We start from the raw sequence: 23,061 nt of genomic DNA, 5'->3' as shown, positions 1-23,061 counted from the left end.
AAATCCTGTTCAAAGTCTGACTAAACGACAAGTCGGTATCCGCAAAGAAAACGTGTGAATTTGTTTAATGGTTGAGCAGGCTACCCGAGGTGAGTGGTCGATACAATGCTCCCAGAGGCCACTATGATCTGTTCAGACCAGATGAATTTGGCATGGTTTTGATTTTTGTATTTTTAATTTAATTAACTTATTGATAATTAATGGGTATGAGTTGTTTTTTAGTGTTTTTGCTCTATATTTTGAGTTGGTGAGATCTATGTCATATTTTTGTAAGTAACATTTAATGGATGCCTCTTGTGCAAGGCTAAGTGTGATCTGTGTTTTAATTTGTTATTATTTGAAAAATTAGTTTTAAGTCCTCATATGAAGGGGGTTTCCCTCCCGTATTCTCTAGGTTCCACTTAATTCATAGGTGAGTTAAATTTGTTCGATTGGGTTGTTCCAATCGTGTTTTGAAGAGTGATTTATAGAAGTGAGTTCGAGTTAAATGAAAACTCCCGTTGTTGATTTGTGGCTATGTTCTCTGGGTAACTTGAATGACCAGCCAGATATTGTATCTCAGCTCAAAAAGAGACTGACGGCCGACGAGATAGCCAAAGTTGAGCGCTATCGAATGCCTTCATCTCAAATTCAGGCCCTGTATGTTCGCAACTACCTAAGAAAGGTGCTGTCTAGCTATTCTGATTTGATGCCTGAAGCGTGGTGCTTTGAATATGGTGAGAAAGGGAAGCCAAGATTAATTGAGAAACAACAAATAGAAACCGGCCTGAATTTCAATATCAGTCATAGCAAAGAACATTTGTTAGTCGCGGTTTGCCAGAGAGAAGGGAAGCGAGTTCAACTGGGTGTCGATATCGAACATGCAAGAAGCTCGACCAATATCGATTCGATCATGAAGCACTATTTTTCAGATAAGGAATTGGCGGATTTACTTAAACTTAGTAAAGAGCTGCAGAGAGAGCGCTTTTTCGATCTATGGGCGCTGAAGGAGTCGTATATCAAAGCGACGGGCAGGGGGCTAGCCACATCGTTGCGAAGCTTTTCGTTTGATTTCTCCAATCTGACGGAGCAAACATTGCCAATTCACCCTTCGAATTTTCAACCAAAGTTGCAGGATGAAATTAGATTTCATGGTGAAATCAGCATATACAGTGGAGTTGGGTTGGATGTTACTGAGCAAACCGATATTTCTACAGATTGGCAATGTTGCTTAGGGCGGTTGGATGAGCAGTATCGCTTTGCGGTTACGCTCGGCGGAAATTTGCTACCGATGCAGATAGAGATGAGAACCTTTCCATCATCTCATCTCTTTTAAGCTAGCTTGGTGAGGTGAAGTTAGCTCGTTTCGCCAAGCATCGCTTTTAATACTTCAGCGGGTACAGGCTGAAGTTGCTTGTCTTTATCAAGGCAGACCATTTCAATATCACCAATCACAGCAGGCTTAGTGGCATCTTTGCGCCACACTTCTTGTCGCCATAGCGTTTTGTATTTTCCATCGAGTTCAAAAGAGGTTCTGATATCGCAAATCTCAGCGAACTCAACCCCATCTTGGAAAGTCATGTTGGCTTTATACACCGCAAAACCTAATCCGTGCTCATTCCACAAGGTCGCCAGTTTATCGCTGCCCAAGACATGTTCGCGCGCACGCTCGAAGTATTTAAGAAAGTTAGGGTGATAAACCACACCTGAGTGATCGGTATCTTCATAGTAAATTTGTACTGGGTGATGGTAGACCTGACTCATTGGTAGCAACTCTTGGTAAGTAGTGGATCAGTAAATCTGACTAAGTTGTGCAGCACTTTACAGGATAGGTCGAAATTACTTCAAGGCATCATCGGTAATGTGGCTTTTGGTCAGACCTCATTCGGCCTTATTCATTACTAATACATTGGTCAGCTTCCACCCATTTACAAATATTCTATGTGTCATTTTCCACCCATTAACTCTTACCGCGAGTTCGCGACTACTGCAGATAGAACTGATGAAGCCTTATGGTTAAAGGCTTGTTAATGGTTTGTGTTAATGTGGCGCGCTAATTGCCTTAGTGAAAGCACGCAGTTCCCATTGAAGGGCTGCTTTGTTTACTAAGGAGAATAATAATGTTTAAGCCTCTTACCCTGCTGTCTGTATCTGCTCTGGCGCTCACAAGTTTTAATGCTGCTGCAAACTGTGACCCTGGTGAAATCGTGATTAAATTCAGTCACGTAACCAATACCGATAAGCACCCGAAAGGCATTGCCGCTTCTCTACTAGAAGAGCGAGTAAACACTGAAATGAATGGTAAAGCTTGTATGCAAGTTTTCCCTAACTCGACACTTTACGATGATAATAAGGTACTGGAAGCCCTGTTAAATGGTGATGTTCAAATGGCGGCACCTTCGCTGTCTAAATTTGAGAAATTCACTAAGAAATACCGCATTTTTGACCTTCCTTTCCTATTTGAAGACGTAGAAGCCGTCGACCGTTTCCAAAACTCAGAATCTGGTGAAAAACTGAAGAATGCGATGAAGCGTCGTGGTCTTCAAGGCTTAGCATTCTGGCACAACGGCATGAAACAAATGTCGGCGAACAAACCTCTTATCAGCCCTGAAGATGCAAAAGGTTTGAAATTCCGTGTTCAAGCATCAGACGTATTGGTAGCTCAGTTTGAACAACTAGGCGCTAACCCACAGAAGATGTCTTTCAAAGAAGTGTACGGTGGCCTGCAAACCAAGGTTATCGATGGCCAAGAGAACACATGGTCAAACATCTACGGTAAGAAGTTCTTTGAAGTACAAGACGGCGTGACTGAAACCAATCACGGTATCTTGGATTACCTAGTGGTAACGTCAAACGACTTCTGGAAAGACCTACCTGAAGATGTACGCACACAGCTTGGTACTATCGTTCAGGAAGTGTCTGAGACGCGTAACGCAGAATCTTCAAAAGTTAACCTAGCGAACAAAAACAACATCATCGAAGCTGGTGGTGAGGTTCGTACACTTACGCCTGAACAGCGTGAAGCATGGGTAGTTGCGCTTCAACCTGTATGGAAGAAGTTTGAAAAAGACATCGGTTCAGATCTTATCGATGCAGCGTTAGCTTCAAACCAATAATACCGCTAAGGGAGTGGCGAGTATTCGTCACTCCTTATTAAAACAATTATAAGCGGAGTCAATTATGGAAAAGCCTCAAATGGAACAACCAAATTCTAGCGAATCAGCACTGGAAACCTCTCTTTTTTCCAAAGTCGGAAGAGTTACGGATGTGATTGAAGAGTCATTAATCGCATTTTTCCTTGGCGCAATGACGCTACTTACTTTTGCCAATGTGGTATTTCGATACGCATTCAATGGCAATATCTTGTGGGCACTGGAATTGACGGTGTTCATGTTTGCTTGGATGGTGTTGGTCGGCGCATCTTATGGTGTTAAAAAACATTTCCACATTGGTGTTGATGTGATCATCAACCTTGCCCCAGAAAAGCTACGCAAAGTGTACGCGCTAATCGCCGTGACAAGCTGCCTAGCATTTTCAACCTTACTTCTTATCGGCTCTTGGAATTATTGGTACCCATTCGCGACCGATCGCGCATGGTACGAGACCGACGATATTCCAATGCCAGAGATGCTTCAGTTTCTTGCTGACTGGCTGAATGAAGGAGAGCGATACGAGAAACTGCCACGTTTTATTCCTTATATGGCGTTGCCGATTGGTATGGCAATGTTGACGTTCCGTTTTGCTCAAGTTGCTTACCAAGTCGTAACAGGCAAGCTTGACCGTATGATTGCAGGACACGAAGCCGAAGAAGAGCTGGATGCCTTGAAAGCTGATGTGTTAGCGGGTTCTGATGAAGACGCGACAGCAGTATTGGATTCGACTAAGCAGAACAAAGCGAACGAGTCGGGTACAAAATCTAACGGTAAGGAAGACTAATCATGGCAATGTTATTTCTATTTTTAATGGTAATTGCTTTCATGTTGGTCGGTGTACCAATTGCAATTTCCCTCGGTTTATCGAGCGTAATATTCTTATTGATGCATTCAGATGCGTCATTAGCTTCAGTCGCACAAACGCTGTTTAATGCATTTGCAGGCCACTACACACTCTTAGCGATTCCTTTCTTTATCTTGGCCTCTAGCTTCATGTCTACGGGTGGTGTGGCGAAGCGGATTATTCGTTTTGCTATCGCGATGGTGGGTTGGTTCCGCGGCGGTTTGGCTATGGCATCGGTTGTGGCATGTATGATGTTCGCAGCCCTTTCTGGTTCATCTCCTGCAACGGTAGTGGCGATCGGTAGTATTGTTATCGCAGGTATGATCAAAAACGGCTACACAAAAGAATTCGCTGCAGGGGTTATCTGTAACGCAGGTACCTTGGGTATTTTGATTCCACCGTCAATCGTGATGGTGGTTTATGCTGCAGCGACCGATGTATCGGTAGGTCGTATGTTCCTAGGCGGTGTGATTCCTGGCCTGTTGGCGGGCGTGATGTTGATGATAGCTATCTACATTGCGGCACGTATTAAGAAGATTCCGGCACAGCCGTTTGTGGGTTGGGGCGAGATGTTCGCAGCAGCGAAAGATGCGAGTTGGGGCTTGCTACTGATTGTCATCATTCTGGGTGGTATCTACGGCGGAATCTTTACACCAACAGAAGCGGCGGCTGTTGCAGCGGTTTATGCCTTCTTTATAGCCAACTTTATCTATAAAGATATGGGACCTTTCGCTGACAAGAGTAATACCAAGCCTGCGCTGGTGAAAGTGTTCCAAACCTTTTGTCACAGAGACACCAAAGACACGCTCTATGATGCGGGTAAGCTGACTATCATGCTGCTGTTTATCATTGCCAACGCATTGATTCTTAAGCATGTTCTAACAGAAGAGCGTATTCCTCAAATGATCACTGAGTCTATGCTTTCTGCTGGCTTAGGACCGATCACCTTCTTGATTGTGGTGAATGTTCTACTCTTGATTGGTGGGCAGTTCATGGAGCCATCAGGTTTGCTGATCATCGTAGCGCCGTTGGTATTCCCAATTGCCATTGCACTCGGTATCGACCCAATTCACTTAGGTATCATGATGGTGGTGAACATGGAGATAGGGATGATAACGCCGCCTGTCGGGCTCAATTTGTTTGTGACCGCAGGTGTCGCGAAGATGTCGATGATGAACGTGGTAAAAGCCGCACTGCCTTGGGTAGGCGTAATGTTCTTGTTCTTGATTATCGTCACTTACGTGCCTTGGGTGTCAACATGGTTACCAACCACCTTGATGGGGCCGGAGATCATTACCAAGTAGTTGGCGGTTTAGATACACGGCTAGTCTAACGAACGGTTTCATTCTCAATGTAAATAACAGCGATAGATGAAGAGTTATACTTTTTCATCTATCGCTTTCTTTTTCCCGCGCCGTAAAGTACCGCTTATGCGTCTGTCATAGCCTTTCCAGCGCAGTTTTTTCTTTCTTCGATCGCGCCCAGATCTTCTTTCTACTTCATAATGGTCATCAATAAGCACTGTATCTACAATGACAGGAATGGTCGTTTTTTCGTTCATATGCAACTTATCCTTAAAGTCGACATATGAATTATGGAAGATGAATCTTATCTCTGCCAGTTTCGATAGACATTCAGATCAAGTTGCGCTTTGCGTTTTGTTTCGTTGTTGATTCTTTTATTTCGTAGCTTAATTTTCACTTCAAAATCTATTGTTTACTTAAAATTATCTTTGTCGATTTGATAGCGTTGCATTTTGTCGTAAAGCGTTTTTCTTGGGACATTTAATTGAGACATGGTTAATTTTATACTCCCTTCATTCTCAATCAACGCGCGCTCGATCACTGCTTTTTCGAACTCTGACACTTGGTCCGATAGGCTAATACTGGCGTCTGAATGGATCTCTGAGTTCGCACCATCCCCCAATTGAGCTAGTTTTCCGAGTAAGATGAAGCGTTCAGCGCTGTTACGTAGCTCACGTACATTCCCTGGCCAATCATGAGCCAAAAGTGCGTGCAGTTCCTTTTGTGGAAGGGCTGGGGCTGTCTTGCCATAACGCGCCGCAGCAACCAGTAAGAAGTGATGGAACAGGGCTGGGATGTCTTCTTGTCTGCTTCTTAACGGCGGCAAGTCTAAGGTCACAACGTTAAGTCGATAATAGAGATCTTGGCGGAAAGTGCCTTCTTCAGCGGCTTTCTTTAAGTCGACTTTAGTGGCCGCAATCACTCGAATGTCCAGAGGGACTAAACCATTAGATCCAACCCTTTCGATGACTCGCTCTTGCAAGACGCGCAACAGGCGAATTTGTGCTTGCATCGGCATGGACTCAATTTCATCTAAGAATAGAGTTCCGCCTTGAGCAAATTCAAATTTACCCACTCGCTTGCTTTCTGCGCCAGTGAATGCGCCTTTTTCATGGCCGTACAGTTCACTCTCAATCAGGTTTTCAGGGACAGCGCCGCAGTTGACCGCGACGAAGTTTTGTTCTCGTCTGCTGCTTTGTTCATGTAGAGAACGTGCAACTAATTCTTTGCCTGTGCCAGTTTCGCCAAATAACAAAATATCGGCGTTGGTGTCGGCAACGTGAGTGATGATAGACCGCAGTTCTGTCATTGATTGTGTGTCACCAATGATCCTTGGGCCAAGCGCTTGGCTGGCCTTGAGTGAACGTTTTAACTCAAGGTTCTCGAGGGTTAGTTGACGTTTTTCTATCGCTCGCTTGGTGGTTTCGATTAGGCGCTCATTGGCGAACGGCTTTTCGATGAAGTCATAGGCGCCGTATTGGATTGCTTGAACGGCCATCGAAATATCGCCGTGACCAGTAATCATAATTACGGGGATCTCTTTGTCTTTGTGCATCACGGTGTTGAGCAGATCATGCCCAGACAGACCCGGTAAACAGATATCAGTGATGATCACGTGAGGTAAGCCGTTTTCTTGAATCGCGAGCAGAGCTGACTCCGCATCGGGAAAGAATTCGGCATCAATGTCGGCGAGCTCGAAGCTCTGTTCAATCGCCATTCTTAGATCGGATTCATCATCAATGAAATAGACGTGACACATAGTGATTCCTTTACTTCTTTGTATTCTGGTTATTGCTGCGTTTTTGCTTGCTGTTCTTGTTCAACAAGGGGTAACTCTATACTAAATCGAGCACCACCTTGGGGGCTGCTTCCTGTAACGAGCTTGCCATTTATTCCGCTGATTATTTGTTGAGAAATCGATAGCCCAAGTCCAAGTCCGTTTTTCTTGGTGGTATGGAAGGGTTCAAAAAAGTGTCCGTTCGAAGGGGAGGTGAAGCCGGGACCATTATCATCGACATGAATCAGCAAGGTCTGGGCTTGTTGATGGTCGGACTCCCAAATCTCTAACAGAATAGCTAATTGTTTATCATCTTGTTGTTCCATCGCCTGAATCGCATTAGTCAGCAGGTTAATGATCACCTGTTCCAGTTGAATAGCGTTGGCGAGCACGCAAGCATCAAAGATTTCAGGGAGTTCGTTGACCTTAACTCGTTCACTCTTGAGCTGTGGCTTCATCAGCTCTTTCGATGAATGTAAGATAGGGAGTATTTGCAAGGTGTGCAGTTCTTCCGCGGTGGATTTCTTTGCAAAGGAGCGAAGCTGGTGGCTGATTTTCGCCATGCGATCAGTGAGTGCCGAGATTCGCGATAGATTGTCATCGACACGATCGGTTTTTTCTTTGGCAAGAAACAGTCGGCCATTGTCGGCATAACTGCGAATCGCAGCGAGCGGGTTATTTAGCTCGTGGCTGATGCTCGCTGACATCTGCCCTAGCACCGCCAGTTTGGCTGCTTGGATGAGTTCGTCTTGGGTTTGCCTCAATACATGTTCGGTTTCGATACGATGTTTAATTTCGACATGCAGCTCTGATGTGCGTTCGAGCACTTGAAATTCGAGCTTTTGCTTGGCTTCGGATTGCAGCCTATCTATCTGAGCGCGTCTTTGTTGTCGATGGTGGTTGAGTTGCATTGTGAGATAAATAATCGCAAAGATAAGGCTGAGAACCACAAGGTAAGCAACCAAGTCCCACCAAACTAAGTGGGTCGGAGAAAATACCCGTATGGTGAGTTTTGGCTCGGCTAAGAAGCGAGAGGAGCTAAAGAACTGTTCTTGGACGAGCTTGTGCTGAGACTCAATATTGCTAGTAGCGCTCTCGAAATCACCGGAGAAGTGTAGGCTTTCTATTTTTGTATCGAGATACTGTCTGCTTTCTTGAATTTGAGAGTGCTGTTCTTCGCTTAGTGGTTGAAGGCTTTTGAACAGCCATTCAGGGTTACTCGACATAAATACGATTTGGTCTTTATCGTCAGCAACAAAAAAACTCTGTTTGCCTTTCCAACTTGCTTCAATCAGCGATAAATCCATCTTTACAACAATGACGCCAATAATCTCGGCGGCATAGGAGACGGGGTAAGAATAATAATAGCCTCGCTTCCCAGAAGTTGATCCTAGCGCAAAATATTGATTTTCATTGCCAAGAATCGCTTCTTGAAAGTAAGGGCGGAAAGCAAAATTACGACGAATAAAAGAACGCGGTTGATTCCAATTACTGGCTGCGATGGTGGTACCGATACTGTCTAGTAGGTAGGTGTCGGATGCTTGAATCACCGAGTTTACGTGCTCTAGATAACGATTAGTGAGTTCGATTTGCGCAGAGTTACTTGGAGAGTGCAGGGCATCGACCAGCTCTTTGTCTTTTGAAAGCAGTTCTGGAATGTGCGCGAACTTGTCCAATTGACTTGAAATATGAACTGAAAAACGGTCTAGCTTAGATTGATGATCATTTAACAAACTTTCATGGCTTGTGCTCCACACCCAATGACCGCCAAACACCATCAGTAAACTGTATGCGACCATTAAGAGTATTGGGATTCTAAAAGCTTGAAACATGAAGGCTCTCCGCTAATGTCTTTGGTAAACAATCAAGCCTGTCTTCTCTCGTTTATGGTAGCAAATAGCGGTCGTTTTTGCTGAAAGCAGAGAGTGAACAGATGGGTGTAGGTTAAGGGTTTGTAACGGGGATTGTTGAAAAAGTTATCGACTCTGAGGGGTAAAACAAGAGCAAGATCTCTTTTTAAGGTTTTTAGCAAAAAAAGCCCTCGATTCCCTTGAAAAAGTCGCTATTGTCCCCATTTCTGTTGTGCTAAGTGATGATTTGATCGTTTTTGTATCACTTAGTTGGACGAATTTAGAGCATTCATCATCATGCAGAGGTGAACGGCTCGACAGAGATTAAACAGATCGCTAGAATGTCGCGTCTAAAATTTCTGTCCTGAGGCTAATCGGAGATACCTTTCTTGTTTCTGAAAACAAGCTTTATTGCGTTTTAATCGACGTGTGAAGAACGAAGATATCGCTGATTAGTCTGGTGTTTGGTTGAATAATCAATTCAGACATCAATGCTCGATTTTAAATTAGGTGTTCGGATAGAGCACTACACAAGGATGCAGCCAACAACGTCGGCTTTTGAATTAAAGCTAAGTTACGGCTCATATGCTCAGATTACTGAGCCAGTTTTGAGGTTTATATAATGCAAGTTACTGTTGAAACGCTAGAAGGCCTAGAGCGCCGTCTTAATATTACTGTTCCTGCTGCTAACATCGAAGATGCAGTTACAGCTGAACTACGCAACATCGCGAAAAACCGTCGTTTCGATGGTTTCCGTAAAGGCAAAGTGCCAATGAAGATGGTTGCTAAAATGTACGGCAAAGCAGTACGTCAAGACGTGATGGGCGAAGTAATGCAACGTCACTTCATCGAAGCGATCGTTAAAGAGAAAATCAACCCAGCTGGCGCTCCAACTTTCGCACCAGTTGAAAACAACGAAGGCGCTGACCTAGTATTCAACGCAACTTTTGAAGTTTACCCAGAAGTTGAGCTGAAAGGTCTAGAAAACATCACTGTTGAGAAACCAGCAGTAGAAGTTAAAGAAGCTGACGTTGAAGAGATGATCGAAACTCTACGTAAGCAACAAGCGACTTGGACTGAAGTTGAAGCTGCTGCTGACGCTGGTTCTCGTGCAACTATCGACTTCGTTGGTTCTATCGACGGTGAAGAGTTTGAAGGCGGCAAAGCTGAGAACTTCCCACTAGAGATGGGCGCTGGTCGCATGATCCCTGGCTTCGAAGACGGTATCGTTGGTAAAACAGCAGGTATGGAATTCGAAATCGACGTAAACTTCCCAGAAGATTACCACGCTGAAAACCTAAAAGGTAAAGCAGCTAAGTTCTCTATCAAGCTGAACAAAGTTGAAGCTCGTGAACTTCCAGAACTAAACGAAGAATTCGTTTCTAAGTTCGGCGCTGCTGACGGCGTTGAAGGTCTTAAAGCTGAAGTTCGTAAGAACATGGAGCGTGAGCTTAAGCAAGCTGTTAAGAACCGCATCAAAGAGCAAGCTATCGACGGTCTAGTTAACGAAAACAACATCGACGTACCTTCTGCTCTTATCGATCAAGAAATCGGTGTTCTACGTCAACAAGCTGCTCAACGTTTCGGTGGCAACACTGAAGCTGCTGACCAACTTCCACGTGAGCTGTTCGAAGAGCAAGCTAAACGTCGCGTAGTTGTAGGTCTTCTTCTTGGTGAAGTAATCAAGACTGAAGAGCTAAAAGCTGACGACGAGAAAGTTAAAGCTATCATCGAAGAGATGGCTACAGCATACGAAGATCCAACAGAAGTTATTGCTTACTACGAGCAAAACGAGCAAATGATGAACAACATGCGCAATGTTGCTCTAGAAGAGCAAGCTATTGATGCAATCATCGCTAAAGCTCAAGTTTCTGATAAAGAAGTTAGCTTCAACGAGCTAATGAATCAGCAACCTGCTTAATATAGTAATATCTGACGTAGAAGGTTGACGTACGGTCAACAATTCTGCTAACAATGGTCCGTATGATTTAATCATTCGGGCCATTTATTTTAGGGACATAAGAATATGAGCTACCAAGAAAAAAATACAATGCCATCGATTATGGACGCACTAGTTCCTATGGTGGTTGAACAGACTTCCCGTGGTGAACGTTCTTACGATATTTATTCTCGTCTATTAAAAGAACGTATCATTTTCTTAACAGGTCAAGTGGAAGACCACATGGCAAATCTTGTCGTGGCTCAACTGCTTTTCTTGGAATCAGAAAACCCAGACAAAGATATCTATCTTTACATCAACTCACCTGGCGGTAGCGTAACAGCAGGCATGTCTATCTACGACACAATGCAGTTCATCAAGCCAAACGTGAGCACAGTATGTATGGGTCAAGCTTGCTCTATGGGTGCATTCTTACTAGCGGGTGGTACTCCTGGTAAGCGTCACGTGCTTCCAAACTCACGTGTAATGATTCACCAGCCACTTGGCGGCTTCCAAGGCCAAGCGTCTGATATTCAAATTCACGCGCAAGAGATCCTAACGATCAAACAAAAGCTAAACAAACTATTGGCAGAGCACACGGGTCAGCCTCTAGAAGTTGTTGAGCGCGATACAGATCGTGATAACTTCATGTCTGCTGATCAAGCAGTAGAATACGGCTTAGTGGATTCAGTTCTTAATCATCGCGGTCAATAATTGCAGGGCAATTGTTTAACGCAAAGTGATTCAAATTGATATACACTCAAGCATAGAGAGTTAAGGCTAAGAGGTTAGCGAATGACAGATAAAAGCAAAGAGGGTGGTAGCGGTAAACTGCTTTACTGCTCTTTCTGTGGCAAAAGCCAACACGAAGTTCGCAAGTTAATCGCAGGTCCTTCTGTTTACATTTGTGATGAATGTGTCGATCTTTGTAACGACATTATTCGTGAAGAAATTAAAGATGTTCTTCCTAAGAAAGAATCGGAATCGCTGCCAACGCCGCGTGAGATTCGTGAGCATCTTGACGACTATGTAATCGGTCAAGAATACGCGAAGAAAGTGCTAGCAGTTGCAGTTTATAACCACTACAAGCGTTTACGTAATGGTGACACGACAGCTGAAGGCGTAGAGCTAGGTAAGAGTAACATTCTTCTTATCGGTCCTACTGGTAGTGGTAAAACACTACTTGCTGAAACATTGGCTCGTTTCCTAGACGTTCCTTTCACTATGGCTGATGCAACAACACTAACCGAAGCGGGTTACGTGGGCGAAGATGTTGAAAACATCATCCAGAAGTTGCTTCAGAAATGTGATTACGACGTAGCGAAAGCGGAACGCGGCATTGTTTACATCGATGAAATCGACAAGATTTCTCGTAAAGCTGAAAACCCATCAATCACGCGTGACGTGTCTGGTGAAGGTGTACAGCAAGCTCTACTAAAACTTGTTGAAGGTACAGTTGCTTCAGTTCCACCTCAAGGTGGTCGTAAGCATCCACAGCAAGAGTTCTTGCAAGTGGACACGTCTAAGATCCTATTTATCTGTGGTGGTGCGTTTGCAGGCCTAGATAAAGTGATTGAACAACGTGTAGAAACAGGTTCAGGTATCGGCTTTGGCGCAGAAGTGCGTTCAAAAGACGAAACCAAAACTATCGGTGAATTGTTTACTCAAGTAGAACCTGAAGATCTAGTGAAGTATGGTCTGATTCCAGAATTCATTGGTCGTCTACCGGTGACAACAACACTGACAGAGCTTGATGAAGAAGCGCTAATCCAAATCCTATGTGAGCCAAAGAATGCACTGACAAAACAGTACGCAGCATTATTTGAGCTTGAGGATACAGAATTAGAATTCCGTGAAGACGCCCTACGTGCAATTGCTAAGAAAGCAATGAACCGTAAAACAGGCGCTCGTGGTCTACGTTCTATCTTGGAGGGTGTTCTACTAGAAACTATGTACGAACTGCCATCTTCAACTGATGTAAGCAAGGTTGTGATTGATGAGTCGGTAATTAATGGTGAGTCAGAACCACTATTGATTTACAGCAACTCAGATAACCAAGCAGCTGTTGCAGAGTAGGTCTTTTTTAGACAAGTCACTCAAATTGAAAAAGGAGGTAAGCAATTACCTCCTTTTTTTTATTCTTCCATTGAATCCAGTCGTTTAAGCCCCATATACTGCTTTATAAGTTAAAGCGGAAGAGAGAAATATATGAACTTGGAACGTTCCGAGCGTATCGAAATCCCCGTGCTACCTCTACGTGATGTAGTGGTTTACCCACACATGGTTATTCCATTGTTTGTTGGTCGTGAAAAATCGATTACATGCCTTGAATCGGCAATGGAAGCTAACAAACAAGTACTACTTGTAGCGCAGAAAGAAGCGGACACTGATGAGCCTTCAATCGACGACCTATTTAACGTAGGTACAGTCGCTACCATTCTTCAGTTACTCAAGCTCCCTGATGGTACGGTTAAAGTACTTGTTGAAGGTCAGCAGCGTGCAAAGATTCACCAATTCAAAGAAAGTGAATTCTTCTTAGCGGACGCCGAATACGTTGTTACCTCAGAACTTGACGAAAAAGAACAAGAAGTGGTTGTTCGTAGTGCGATCAATCAATTCGAAGGCTTTATTAAGCTAAACAAAAAGATTCCACCAGAGGTTCTAACATCTCTGAACGGTATTGATGAGGCAGCTCGCCTTGCTGATACGATTGCTGCGCACATGCCACTTAAGTTGGTAGATAAACAGCACGTTCTAGAAATCTTAGATGTGACAGAACGTCTGGAATTCTTGATGGGCCAAATGGAGTCAGAAATTGACATCCTGCAAGTTGAAAAACGTATCCGTGGCCGCGTTAAGAAGCAGATGGAAAAATCTCAGCGTGAGTACTACCTGAATGAGCAAATGAAAGCGATTCAGAAAGAACTTGGCGAGATGGACGACGCACCTGATGAATTCGAGACTCTGAAGAAGAAGATCGAAGATTCTAAGATGCCTCAAGAAGCTCGTGAGAAAACTGAGCAAGAACTTCAAAAACTGAAAATGATGTCGCCAATGTCTGCTGAAGCAACAGTAGTACGTAGCTACATTGATTGGATGGTTGGTGTTCCTTGGGCTAAGCGTTCAAAAGTTAAAAAGAATTTAGCTAAAGCGGAAGAGATCTTAAACGAAGATCACTACGGCTTAGAGCGTGTTAAAGAACGTATTCTTGAGTACTTGGCAGTACAAAACCGTATCAACAAGCTAAAAGGTCCAATCCTTTGTCTTGTAGGTCCTCCTGGTGTAGGTAAAACCTCGCTAGGTCGTTCGATTGCTGCGGCAACGGGTCGTAAGTACACACGTATGGCACTAGGTGGCGTTCGTGATGAAGCTGAGATTCGTGGTCACCGTCGTACGTACATCGGTTCACTTCCGGGTAAATTAATCCAGAAGATGTCTAAAGTTGGCGTTAAGAACCCACTGTTCCTATTAGATGAAATCGATAAGATGTCTTCTGATATGCGTGGCGACCCATCTTCAGCGCTTCTAGAAGTACTAGATCCAGAACAAAACAACGCATTTAACGATCACTACCTAGAAGTCGATTACGATCTATCTGATGTGATGTTTGTTGCAACGTCTAACTCGATGGACATCCCTGGCCCACTATTGGACCGTATGGAAGTGATTCGCCTGTCTGGTTACACAGAAGATGAAAAGCTGAACATCGCTAAGAGCCACCTATTGGACAAGCAAGTTCAACGCAACGGTCTTAAGCCTCATGAAATTGAGATTGAAGACTCTGCAATCATCGGCATTATCCGTTACTACACGCGTGAAGCGGGTGTACGTAGCCTAGAGCGTGAAATCTCTAAGATCTGTCGTAAAGCAGTGAAGAACATCTTGCTAGACAGCGACCTTAAGTCTGTAACGGTTAATATTGATAACCTGAAAGAGTACTTAGGCGTTCAACGTCATGACTTCGGTAAAGCGGATGAAAGTAACCGTATTGGTCAAGTGACTGGTTTAGCTTGGACTCAAGTTGGTGGTGATCTACTGACTATCGAAACTGAAGCAATGCCGGGTAAAGGTAAGCTAACGCAAACCGGTTCACTTGGTGATGTGATGAAAGAATCGATTCAAGCGGCAATGACCGTGGTTCGTTCTCGTGCAGAAAAACTGGGTATTAACTCAGATTTCTATGAGAAACGCGATATTCACGTTCACGTACCAGAAGGTGCTACACCGAAAGATGGCCCGAGTGCGGGTATCGCAATGTGTACTGCATTAGTATCTAGCTTGACGGGTAACCCTGTTAAAGCTGAGGTCGGTATGACAGGTGAAATTACCCTTCGTGGTGAAGTTTTACCTATCGGTGGCTTGAAAGAAAAACTGCTTGCAGCACACCGTGGTGGCATCAAAACTGTACTGATTCCTAAAGACAACGAGCGTGATTTGGAAGAGATTCCAGACAACGTAATCGCTGACTTGAAGGTGATCCCGGTTCAGTGGATTGATGAAGTACTCAAAGTAGCGCTAGAACGAGATCCGTCTGGGGTCGAGTTTGACGTGAAAAAATAGTGATGCATAGCAAAAATAAGTAAAGAATTACGCTGATAGGCCCGAAAAGGCTTGTCAGCGTTTTTTTTGGACGCTAAGTTATTGATCAAAGCGGCAGCCCTTTTGCAATAAGGCTTGCGGCTAAATTAAAACCAAAATGGAACGTACAGTCATCAAGAAGTAGTCACAGATGACACATAGGGGAAAAACAGTGAATAAAACACAACTAGTAGAATCAATCGCAGAAAACGCAGACATCTCTAAAGCTTCAGCTGGCCGCGCTCTAGACGCATTCATCGAAGCAGTTGGCACAACGCTACAATCAGGCGACCAAGTTGCACTTGTTGGCTTTGGTACTTTCAGTGTTCGTACTCGTGCTGCTCGTACAGGTCGTAACCCAAAAACTGGTGAAGAGATCCAAATCGCAGAAGCTAAAGTACCTGGCTTCAAAGCGGGTAAAGCACTTAAAGACGCATGTAACTAATTTCTACGGCTGAAACCTCGGTTTTGCGAGGGGAAGGCTGTAAAATGCGTTTACTGTTTGAAAAATGATGTTTCATTTTTAAACAGTATGTGTACAAAGCACATTGAACTTATTTAAATTATGCGCATCCTACTGATGCGCATTTCTTTTTCTGATAATATCGCGTGAATAGATTTTTATTTTGAAGCCAATGCTTCATATCCGGAGAGCACTTAAATTATGATGGATCGATTACGCGAAGGCGTGAATAGCATCGCGGTAAAAATTATCCTTGGGTTGATTATCCTGTCATTCGTATTCGCAGGTGTAGGCAGCTACATCACCGGTGGCGGTAACAACGCAGCAGCTAAAGTTGGCAACACAGAAATTGCTCGTGGTGAGTTCGAACAGGCTTACCAAAACGAACGTAATCGCATGCAGTCTCAACTTGGCGATTACTTCGCTCAAATGCTTGCAGACCCTGCATACGTAGAGTCTTTCCGTAAATCAGTACTTGATCGCATGATCAACGATGTACTGCTTGAGCAGCAAGCTGAGTCTTTAGGCCTACGAATCAGTGATTCTCAAATCCGTACCATGATTCTAGAAATGCCTCAGTTCCAAACAGCTGGTCAATTCGACCAAGAAGTTTACCAATCGGCACTACGTCGTGCAGGTTTCAGCGCAGAGAGCTTCGCTGAATACATGCGTCGTGACCTAATGCGCAACCAGCTTGTGACTGCACTTCAAGGCAGTGAATTCGTTCTTCAAGGTGAAATCGATACTCAGAGCAAGCTTATCGCACAAACTCGTGACATTCGCACAGTGACACTGTCTGTTGCTGACCTTGCGAAAGGCATCGAGCTAACTGACGAACAGATCGAACAGTACTACCAAGAGAACCCTGCAGCTTACACTCGTCCAGAGCAAGCGAAGGTATCTTACATTGAGCTTTCTGCTGAAGCACTTAAGTCTCAGCTTGAAGTAAGCGATGAAGAAGCGCAGAAGTACTACCAAGAGCACCTAGACAAGTACTCAACTGAAGAGCAACGTAAAGTTAGCCACATCTTAGTTCAAGGCGATGACGAAGCGAAAGCTCAGTCTATCCTAGACGAACTAAATGCAGGCGCTGATTTTGCTACGCTAGCGGAAGAGAAATCTGACGACTTTGGCAGTGCTGACGTTGGCGGTGACCTAGGTTGGATCGAACGTGATGTGATGGACCCAGCATTCGAAGACGCGGCTTTCGCTCTTGAGAATATTGGTGACACGACTGGTCTAGTTAAATCTGATTTCGGCTACCACATCATCAAGCTCGACGAACTAAAAGCGTCTCAAGCTCAGCCTTACACTGAAGTAGCGGCAGAGATTAAGCAAGAGCTTCTAGACCAGCACGCTGTAGACCAGTTCTACGAGCAACAAACTGAGCTAGAAAAAGTAGCGTTTGAATTCCCAGATTCTCTTGATGATTCTGCAGAAGCTATCAATGCGAAGATCACAACAACAGATTTCATCTCTCAAATTGACGCTCCAGAAGTTCTGATGACGCCTGCAGTTATGCAAGCTATCTTGAGCCCTGAAGTGAAAGAAGACGGTCTAAACTCTGAAGTTATCGAAGTGGCTCCTGAGCACGTGATCGTTGTTCGTGTAGAAGAGACTCGCGACGAGACAGTTCTTCCTCTAGCTGAAGTGAAAGATCAAGTTGTCGCTGCATTGTCTGCTGTACAAGCTGAGCAACAAGCGGTTGAACTAGGTGTTTCTCTAGTGAACGAACTAAAGCAAGGCAATGAAGCAGTGCTAGCGGACAACAATCTTGAGTTCACTGAACTTGAAACGATTGACCGTAACTCTCCGTTAGCAGCATCTGTATTCGCTCTAGCGAAACCAGAAGCAGGCCAAGCTGTGTTCGGTCAATCTAAAGACCAAGACGGTAACATCGTTGTTGTTGAGCTTTCTAAAGTAACGGCTGAAATCAACCCAGCTTACAGCACTCAAATTGGTGCACAGTTGGAACGAGTTGGTAACCAACAAGATCTGACGAACGTACTAAACGTACTTCGTAAAAACGCAGACGTTGAATACTACGTAGTAGGCCAAGGTCAGTAAGCATCGATTAGCTCGGTAGTTAAGCCTATTTGGTTACTGACTACCGAGAGTCAACATGCGATGGTTGTTGTTTTGCAAATTAGGTTTATTCGATAAATCAGATTTGTGAGCCAACAAACAAACTGATGAAAACAAGATGTATAACGAAGCGGGTCACTTAGGAGACCCGCTTTATTTTTGTCTGGTGATTGTGTTATCTAGTGCTGCAAATGCATAAGTTACCTTTTTTGTACAAAGGAACGATTTATGCGCACGATATATTCAACACTACTTCTTTCATTTCTGATGCTCTTAAGCCCTGCAGTGTTTGCAGACAGCCCAACTAAAGCTGAGCTTTACGATGGCATTGAGATTACGGTTAACATCAATACCGCGACAGCAGAAGAGCTATCAGCACTACTGGTTGGTGTTGGTGACAAAAAAGCCCAAGAGATTGTCGACTACAGAGAGCAGAACGGGGCATTTACTACTGCTGATGATTTGGCGAGTGTGAAAGGGATAGGTGAAGCGACGGTTGAAAAGAACCGTGAAAGAATTCAGCTTTGATCCATTTTTTTGTTGATTAGAAATGAAATGATAGCCATGAAGCCCCCGACCAGAGCACCTGCTAGGTGGGCTTCAATTGCGACACGAGCGTTAATCAGTTCGCCAGTCGTGCTAGAGGGGCCAACAAGCTGCTCCCAAGCGATTTTAGCTACTAACCCCAACACTAATAGCCAACTAGATTTCCTGCCGTTTAAAGCCTCTCTGAGCGCGAATAAGCCAAACAACCCATGCAAAGTGCCAGATAGGCCAACATAGATCTGAATACTCGAAAACAACAGAGCGATCCCAGTCACTAGACTAATCACAAGCAGAGCAAGAACAAGCTGTTTTTTACTCGGTTGAAACAGATAGCTGATGATCCATAAGCCTGCTAGATTCATCAGAAGGTGCGAGTAGTTGGTATGTGAAAAGTTTCCTGTTAGGATCCGCCACCATTGCCCCTCGGCAATCGCATTGCTATCCCATACGACCCAAGCTTGTATTGGCTCAAATTGGAATAAGACGCATAAAAGTGAAGTGAAAATTAAAACAGGGTACACATTAAATCCATGTCTCGTTATTGCCCCCAATGCAGCAAGGCTTTGAAAGCTTGTATTTGTCAGTGGGTTACACCACTCGAATCGAATGTTGAGCTTATCATTCTTCAGCACCCATCAGAAGAGCACCGTCCGATGGGAACCGCGCGTATTCTCTCGTTATCTCTAAAAAACAGCGTGACGCTTGTTGGTGAAGACTTTTCAGACAACGAACAACTGAACGCATTGCTGGCCGATGAACAGTACCAACATGTGATTTTATACCCAAGTGAAAATTCTGTGCCTGTTGAGTCGGCAACATACCCAAGCAAGAAGCTACGTGTGATTTTATTGGATGGGACGTGGAAGAAAGCATTCAAGGTGTGGCAAGTGTCGAATAACTTGCATGCGTTGAACACGGTCCACTTACCCAAAGATCTCAAGGGTAATTACCGAATTCGCAAAGCACCCAGTGAAAACAGCCTTTCAACCGTTGAAGCTGGCTATCATTTGCTTAGCTTGTTAGAGAGTGATGGCGAATTTAGCCCTTTGCTAACGGCATTTGATCAAATGATTCAGTTTCAAATCAATCAAATGCCGCCGGGTGTGTTTGAGAAAAACTACTTAGATTAAGCCGTTTCAGTAAAATGAGTCAGGAATTAAAACTCGGTATGAGCCGAGAATAGTTGCTGATGCATTTTCTGCGCAAGATCATCAGTCATTGATGAAATGTAATCCGCAATCACGCGCATTTTTCGAGACTCATCTTGATGCTGTAGCCATTGCTTCTTGATGGGCAGTGGCAGCAAGCGTTCAGGATCAGCGCTGAATGTTTCAAACATATCCATGATGATCTGTTGGCCTTTGTATTCGATGACTTGAACCTGAGGCACTTGAATCACAAACTCGCTGACAAAGTGTTTCAGTTTATCAAGCGTGCCGTCCATGCTTGGTTCAAGCACCGCATTGTAAGCCAAAAGCACATTCTCAAAGCTAGCATCCACTCGCTTAATTGAAATACTGGTCAACAATGCGTTGACGATTCCACCAATCGCATCCTTTCGACGATACTGTTCACCAGAGAAAAGCATCTCTGTAATTGAATCTAGGTGTTCACAAATCCAAGGGTCGGCCATCTCTTTCAGCTGAGGGTAAGCCGATTCGATCCACTGAGCTTTGGTCACAGAACCAAGCACAATCGCATCTTCTAAATCGTGCACGCCATACGCGATGTCATCAGCCAGCTCCATGATCGAACAGTCCAGTGACTTATATTTGGTCTTATTGTGCTCAAGTGGCTCGGTATGCGTTTTTCTTTTCTGTTTTAGGAGCTGTTGGTCGCTGCTTGAAAGCGGTTCAAGCACCCAGTTAAACAACTCTTCATCATGATCGTAGATGCCTTTTGCCGGCATCCAATCTTTGGCTCGGAGCTGTCGTTGATGCTTTACCGGTTCAGACTGTAATCTCGCTTGGACTTGACTGAGCAGCGAAGGGTACTTAATTAACCCCAGTAGCGTGCGTCGAGACAGGTTCATCCCGTGATTCTCAGTGTAAGGTTCTAGCTGAGTGACAATGCGAAACGTTTGAGCGTTGCCTTCAAAGCCGCCGTGGTCGCGCATCATATAGTTGAGTGCGACTTCGCCGCCATGTCCGTATGGTGGATGACCGATGTCGTGAGCCAAACACAGTGAATCAATTAAACTGTCTGAGGGTAATAGGTCTCGAAACTCGGGTTGCTTTTTCTTCAGTTGAGCAACGATACCTGTGCCAAGCTGGGCGGCCTCAAGAGAGTGAGTAAGGCGTGTTCGATGAAAGTCATTCACCATGGTGCCATGAATCTGGGTTTTCGCTTGTAAGCGACGAAAAGCAGCAGAGTGAAGCACGCGCGCTCGGTCACGTTGATATGGGCTACGGTGATCATCTCGTCTTATTTTATGTTCATCGTCATTTCGATGCTGCCATTCTTGTTCGAGTACAAAGGGTGGTTCGAGTAGAGAATTCAAAATAGCACCTATCAAATTGATTTTATTTAGCTAATTAAAAACAACTTATACCCAGCTAGCTTATCTCGTCTAGTGATAATTCAAAGCTTGGCGCAAATGTGGTGAGAAAGTAGTCCATTTCTGGGCTTTTGCGTTGTTCGAGTGTCTCTTCCAGTCGGCGCTTGGCTTGCTCGTATTCATGATTGCCCGCACTGAGCTCTTCCAAGCATTTCAGGTAAGCACAGATGGTGTCGGCCTGCTTGACGATGCTTTGCTCTTCTTTACTCGCTGTTCCAGATATTAAAAATGGGGCGAAGTCGTCTCGGAACTCCTCTGGCAACATAGAAAGCAGTCTTTGCTCTGCTGCGGCTTCTATCTTCTTATATTCTTGGGCGATATCCGGGTTGTAGTATTTAACTGGCGTTGGCAAATCGCCTGTCAGTACCTCACTGGTGTCGTGGTACATGCCAAGCAGAGCAATATGCTCAGGATTAAGTTGACCATCAAACTTCTTGTTTTTGATCAGCGCCAAAGCGTGGGCAACGAAAGCGACCTGTAGGCTGTGTTCTGAAATGTTCTCGCTTGAAACAGATCGCATCAGGGGCCAACGTTGAATCAGCTTCATGCGTGCGAGATGGGCGAAGAAATGGCTCTGTTTCATAAGTGTCCTATCTAGAGAGTGCTCCACTCGTACCTTGTGTTTGCCACAAACTGTACGAGACAGCGGATACAAAAAAGGCTCCTAAACAGGAGCCTCTTAAGCATAGAAGTGAATGAATACAAGTTAAAGTCTTTTAAAACAGCAAATTGTAGTCATCTCTCGTTGTGTTTATTTAGCGTCGATAAGATCGTCTTGGCTGTAAGTTTGCAAGAAGCGCTCTAGGCGGCCAATCGCCACTTCAAGGTCTTCAATGTGTGGCAAAGTCACAATACGAAAGTGATCAGGTTTAGGCCAGTTGAAGCCTGTACCTTGAACCAATAACACCTTCTCTTGTTTCAGGAAGTCGAGTACGAACTTCTGATCGTCTTTGATGTTGTACATCTTGGTGTCGATCTTAGGGAACAAGTACATTGCGCCTTTCGGCTTCACACAAGAAACGCCAGGGATCTTGTTAATCAGTTCCCATGCTCGGTCACGTTGCTCAAGCAGTCGACCACCAGGAAGAATCAACTCATTGATACTCTGATAGCCGCCTAATGCCGTTTGGATAGCGTGCTGCATTGGTACGTTGGCACACAAACGCATCGAGGCAAGCATCTCTAGCCCTTCGACATAACCTTTTGCTAGGTGTTTAGGACCTGTTAAGAACATCCAGCCACCACGGAAACCACATACACGGTAAGCCTTAGATAGACCGTTGAACGTGACCATTAATACGTCTTCAGCAAGCGTTGCAACAGAGGTATGCACTGCACCATCGTAAAGTACTTTATCGTAAATCTCATCAGCGAAGATGATTAGGCCGTGCTCACGTGCAATTTCGACAACTTGTAGTAGGAAATCACGGCTGTAAACTGCACCTGTTGGGTTGTTCGGGTTGATAAGAACGATGCCGCGAGTCTTTGGAGAGATTTTCGCGCGCATGTCGTCTAAATCTGGATACCAATCAGCATCTTCATCACACATGTAGTGAACCGGTGTACCACCAGAAAGCGCAACAGACGCTGTCCATAGTGGGTAGTCCGGAGCGGGGACTAAGATTTCATCACCATTATCCAGTAGCGCCTGCATAGACATAACGATAAGCTCTGATGCGCCGTTACCAATGTAAACGTCTTCTACATCAAGGTTACGTAGGCCTTTTTTCTGGTAGTGCTGAACAACCGCTTTGCGGGCTGAATAGATGCCTTTTGAGTCGCAGTAACCTTGAGATGTCGGTAGATTACGGATTACGTCAACAAGGATTTCATCAGGGGCGTCAAAACCAAATGGGGCGGGGTTACCAATATTAAGCTTTAGTATTTTATGCCCTTCTTCTTCCATGCGCTTAGCATGTTTGAGTACAGGCCCCCTGATTTCGTAGCATACGCTGTTGAGTTTTGACGACATCCCGATATTTTGCAT

20 protein-coding genes and 1 pseudogene are annotated in these 23,061 nt (G+C 44.5%); 13 read left to right on the top strand and 8 right to left on the bottom strand.

The window, feature by feature from the left end:
* The first annotated feature begins 487 nt into the window (after positions 1–487).
* Entirely contained in the window at positions 488–1,315 is an 828-nt protein-coding gene (locus tag CWO13_RS19555; protein WP_107899292.1) for a 4'-phosphopantetheinyl transferase family protein, read from the top strand.
* Positions 1,316–1,335: 20 nt separating this feature from the next.
* Here CWO13_RS19555 and CWO13_RS19550 read toward each other — a convergent pair whose 3' ends face one another.
* Positions 1,336–1,743 (bottom strand): thioesterase family protein, encoded by a 408-nt coding sequence (locus CWO13_RS19550; protein ID WP_048661480.1) that lies wholly within the window; start codon positions 1,741–1,743, stop codon positions 1,336–1,338.
* A 356-nt stretch (positions 1,744–2,099) separates the two neighbouring features.
* Between CWO13_RS19550 and CWO13_RS19545 the strand changes: the two genes are divergently transcribed.
* The 3 genes from CWO13_RS19545 (at position 2,100) to CWO13_RS19535 (ending at position 5,279) form a co-directional block, all read left to right on the top strand.
* The gene (locus CWO13_RS19545; protein ID WP_048661479.1) at positions 2,100–3,095 is read left to right on the top strand and encodes a TRAP transporter substrate-binding protein; all 996 of its coding nucleotides are present in this window, start codon (positions 2,100–2,102) and stop codon (positions 3,093–3,095) included.
* 64 nt (positions 3,096–3,159) lie between these two features.
* On the top strand, positions 3,160–3,915 hold the full coding sequence (locus tag CWO13_RS19540; protein WP_108083414.1) for a TRAP transporter small permease: 756 nt from the start codon (positions 3,160–3,162) through the stop codon (positions 3,913–3,915).
* Positions 3,916–3,917: 2 nt separating this feature from the next.
* The gene (locus tag CWO13_RS19535) at positions 3,918–5,279 is read left to right on the top strand and encodes a TRAP transporter large permease (protein ID WP_102432835.1); all 1,362 of its coding nucleotides are present in this window, start codon (positions 3,918–3,920) and stop codon (positions 5,277–5,279) included.
* Positions 5,280–5,353: 74 nt separating this feature from the next.
* Here CWO13_RS19535 and CWO13_RS19530 read toward each other — a convergent pair whose 3' ends face one another.
* From CWO13_RS19530 to CWO13_RS19520, 3 genes are all read right to left on the bottom strand, one after another.
* Positions 5,354–5,536, bottom strand: a complete 183-nt coding sequence (locus CWO13_RS19530) for a hypothetical protein (protein ID WP_017106218.1) — start codon at positions 5,534–5,536, stop codon at positions 5,354–5,356.
* Between the two features lie 155 nt (positions 5,537–5,691).
* Positions 5,692–7,038 carry a sigma-54-dependent transcriptional regulator gene (locus tag CWO13_RS19525; RefSeq protein WP_048664260.1) on the bottom strand — a complete coding sequence of 449 codons (1,347 nt, stop codon included), beginning with the start codon at positions 7,036–7,038 and terminating at the stop codon, positions 5,692–5,694.
* Between the two features lie 29 nt (positions 7,039–7,067).
* Positions 7,068–8,888: a sensor histidine kinase gene (locus tag CWO13_RS19520; RefSeq protein ID WP_102478427.1), complete on the bottom strand. Its 1,821-nt coding sequence runs from the start codon at positions 8,886–8,888 to the stop codon at positions 7,068–7,070.
* Between the two features lie 163 nt (positions 8,889–9,051).
* Here CWO13_RS19520 and CWO13_RS23780 point away from each other — a divergent pair.
* From CWO13_RS23780 to CWO13_RS19485, 8 genes and pseudogenes are all read left to right on the top strand, one after another.
* Positions 9,052–9,234: pseudogene (locus tag CWO13_RS23780) on the top strand (hypothetical protein); the annotation flags it as partial.
* Between the two features lie 294 nt (positions 9,235–9,528).
* On the top strand, positions 9,529–10,827 hold the full coding sequence (gene tig / locus CWO13_RS19515) for a trigger factor (protein ID WP_017106221.1): 1,299 nt from the start codon (positions 9,529–9,531) through the stop codon (positions 10,825–10,827).
* 105 nt (positions 10,828–10,932) lie between these two features.
* Positions 10,933–11,559, top strand: coding sequence for an ATP-dependent Clp endopeptidase proteolytic subunit ClpP (gene clpP, locus CWO13_RS19510; protein WP_004736080.1), 627 nt, complete (start codon positions 10,933–10,935; stop codon positions 11,557–11,559).
* A gap of 81 nt (positions 11,560–11,640) precedes the next feature.
* Entirely contained in the window at positions 11,641–12,921 is a 1,281-nt protein-coding gene (gene clpX / locus CWO13_RS19505) for an ATP-dependent protease ATP-binding subunit ClpX (RefSeq protein WP_009847283.1), read from the top strand.
* A 132-nt stretch (positions 12,922–13,053) separates the two neighbouring features.
* Positions 13,054–15,405, top strand: coding sequence for an endopeptidase La (gene lon, locus CWO13_RS19500; RefSeq protein WP_019824784.1), 2,352 nt, complete (start codon positions 13,054–13,056; stop codon positions 15,403–15,405).
* Positions 15,406–15,574: 169 nt separating this feature from the next.
* Positions 15,575–15,868 (top strand): HU family DNA-binding protein, encoded by a 294-nt coding sequence (locus tag CWO13_RS19495; protein WP_012604504.1) that lies wholly within the window; start codon positions 15,575–15,577, stop codon positions 15,866–15,868.
* Between the two features lie 219 nt (positions 15,869–16,087).
* Entirely contained in the window at positions 16,088–17,953 is a 1,866-nt protein-coding gene (gene ppiD, locus CWO13_RS19490; protein ID WP_048661474.1) for a peptidylprolyl isomerase, read from the top strand.
* Positions 17,954–18,199: 246 nt separating this feature from the next.
* Positions 18,200–18,499, top strand: a complete 300-nt coding sequence (locus CWO13_RS19485) for a ComEA family DNA-binding protein (RefSeq protein WP_102432832.1) — start codon at positions 18,200–18,202, stop codon at positions 18,497–18,499.
* Here CWO13_RS19485 and rrtA read toward each other — a convergent pair.
* Complete coding sequence (rrtA, locus tag CWO13_RS19480; protein WP_102432831.1) at positions 18,490–19,038, bottom strand: rhombosortase; 549 nt, start codon at positions 19,036–19,038, stop codon at positions 18,490–18,492. The genes CWO13_RS19485 and rrtA overlap by 10 nt on opposite strands.
* Before the next feature lie 9 nt (positions 19,039–19,047).
* On the opposite strand from rrtA, the gene CWO13_RS19475 reads away from it, so the two are divergent.
* Complete coding sequence (locus CWO13_RS19475) at positions 19,048–19,647, top strand: tRNA-uridine aminocarboxypropyltransferase (protein ID WP_102478429.1); 600 nt, start codon at positions 19,048–19,050, stop codon at positions 19,645–19,647.
* A 26-nt stretch (positions 19,648–19,673) separates the two neighbouring features.
* On the opposite strand, the gene CWO13_RS19470 is transcribed toward CWO13_RS19475, so the two are convergent.
* The 3 genes from CWO13_RS19470 to CWO13_RS19460 all read right to left on the bottom strand — a co-directional run bounded on the left by CWO13_RS19470 (position 19,674) and on the right by CWO13_RS19460 (position 23,061).
* Positions 19,674–21,017, bottom strand: a complete 1,344-nt coding sequence (locus tag CWO13_RS19470) for an anti-phage deoxyguanosine triphosphatase (RefSeq protein ID WP_048661470.1) — start codon at positions 21,015–21,017, stop codon at positions 19,674–19,676.
* Positions 21,018–21,072: 55 nt separating this feature from the next.
* Entirely contained in the window at positions 21,073–21,657 is a 585-nt protein-coding gene (gene yfbR, locus CWO13_RS19465; RefSeq protein WP_017060613.1) for a 5'-deoxynucleotidase, read from the bottom strand.
* Positions 21,658–21,825: 168 nt separating this feature from the next.
* Positions 21,826–23,061 (bottom strand): pyridoxal phosphate-dependent aminotransferase, encoded by a 1,236-nt coding sequence (locus CWO13_RS19460; protein WP_107899290.1) that lies wholly within the window; start codon positions 23,059–23,061, stop codon positions 21,826–21,828.

Origin of the sequence: Vibrio sp. ZF 223 (assembly GCF_003050585.1) — a bacterium.
Lineage (GTDB): Bacteria > Pseudomonadota > Gammaproteobacteria > Enterobacterales > Vibrionaceae > Vibrio > Vibrio crassostreae.
This window is presented reverse-complemented; position numbering and strand designations above follow the sequence as displayed.